General features: G+C 57.3%; 1 protein-coding gene. It reads right to left on the reverse strand.

Annotated features, from left to right (window positions below):
* On the reverse strand, positions 1-99 hold a 99-nt coding region (locus FQ389_RS20985), incomplete at its 3' end, for a PPE family protein (RefSeq protein ID WP_260860874.1).
* Between the last annotated feature and the right edge of the window lie 1,961 nt (positions 100-2,060).

Here is a 2,060-nt window from a genome sequence, read left to right on the forward strand (position 1 = left end):
CGCCAACTCATCCCCGGCTGCCGTCAGCAACAGCCCCGCACCTGCCCCCACATACATTCGACCGGAGTTGACCTCCGACGGTAAGGCTCCAAAGTCCAGCATTTTGTTACCTCCACTGTTTTTGGCCGACCGCAAACGTTCCGGCTTATATAGATAAATCGAATCCGTTGCAGTGCAGACGAATTTATGAAGCGCCGACTTAATCGATAGTCGACCTTTGTGAGCTCTTATGCGCCCATCGATAATTCGCTAACAGTCAGAGGTGAGCAACCATGCTGGGAAATAGCTGGATTCGATCAGGAATGCTGGTGTTTAACCGTAATACCAATGTAGCACAGTAGGATACATCGTCGCTCCTTCGTTACGTCCTCTTTCTGGCGGTAACCGTCCAAAATCCATTCTTATACCGCTTTTAGCGGGCAGCGATGAGATCTGCCACGGTCTCCACCGGCCACGGTGGAGACGCGAAATAGATTGGTGCTGCGCCTTTTTACGCATGTGAGACCGGGAATGATCGATTGTCCGGCACCAGTGGTGGCCTCGTGATGCTCGAGGCACCGGCAATGCCGGACCAACGCACCTCGCCTGCAACTATGAGGAGGCCGAGCGGCTAACGCTGCTCGATCGGATCAGCAGCGAGATATGCAGAACAGCGTCAAAAGTTCTCGATCGCTATATCGCGCCGCGGGCGCGCTGGTATGCATGCCGGCAGATCGAATGACCATGCCGACGGATAGCGCCCGTAGGTCAGACCGGTCCGGTTGCGTGTGTACGCGCGTCTCCACCTCCGGGCGGTGCTGCGTCATCCACATGCTGTGAAACGGTTTCTTCTTCGCCGGCGACGCACGCCATGGATGGGCATCTTTAGGTGTGGCGCGGTTATGGACTGGCTATAGGGCTTGCGAATGCTCAGTCGTGGTGCCGGCATCCGGGGCTGCGTGCGTCCAGGCTGCGGGTTCGAGCAAAGCGGCAGCCGAGAATTGGTGCCGTAAAGCAGAACTGGTGAGGAGATTGATGAACAGGCTGAGCGCAGCGACTACCGCGATGGCGAGCTGCCATCGTCGAGTTGGAGTTGCGCGCCGAAGGTCCATAGTGGGAGCGACTGTACAACACCAAAAGCAGTCCGCCAGCACGCGTCGGCTGTGAAACAGATGAAAGCCTCTTGTGAACATGGTAATTGGATAAGCATCCGTATTTGCCCTTGACATGCGCCATGATGTTGCCGCTGGGCAACGTGTTTCAGTGGATGAACCGTAAATCCGGTAGGCGATTCCGTCGCGAGCCGCACTTTTCTCGCCAATACATGCCATCGCGCTGGAATTGAGGACTGATCTCACTGGCGGACGGTGTGCCGATACGGCTTGGCTCCGCACATAGATATATTGCAGCGCATCGAAAACCGTAAAGAGACAGCGACAATTGATAAAGGCCGCTATTACGATCCAGCTGGCGTGACGTATCGCGGAACTGGATCACGGACAGAGGAACGTGATCGACGGGCACACGAATGAGCCCGGAGGCAGCGGTCCCTCAGCATACACCCCGGGCGAACCGGTCACCTGGTGGTACTCGTGACACACGCTCTTGTCCCAGGTGTTGACCAAGTCCGCCACCCTAGAACCGCCGGCTCGCCCGGACACCAGGTGCCGTGGCAGATCGGATCACACCTGCCTTCCTCCTGTGCGGCTACGGCGCCAGGGCCAAGGGCGGCGAGCCCGAACGCGGCGACCGCACCCGGGCCCGACAGAAGAACTGCTACGGCGGTCCGTCTCATCGAGTGGTGTGGTGCTCATTTTGGTAGGCATCTTTCGTCCAGATCGTCGGCCGTTGCCGGCGGTGTCGCGTCGTTGACGAAAATCAGTGTGCTCGATTCTCCGTTGGATTGCACGAAATCCACTTCAATTACTGATATTCGTTTCTAACCATGGTTATGCAATTAACTGATGCGTCGACAACGTGGTCGGGTCTGCTGCACGAGTAGGTGACAGTTTCGGTTACGCGGTCTGGCTGGTTGGTGTGGTCATGATTGCTTCGAACTCGACGGGGGTCAACCGGCCCAG

The sequence above is a fragment of the Mycobacterium tilburgii genome (genome assembly GCF_902168065.1).
Classification (GTDB): domain Bacteria; phylum Actinomycetota; class Actinomycetes; order Mycobacteriales; family Mycobacteriaceae; genus Mycobacterium; species Mycobacterium tilburgii.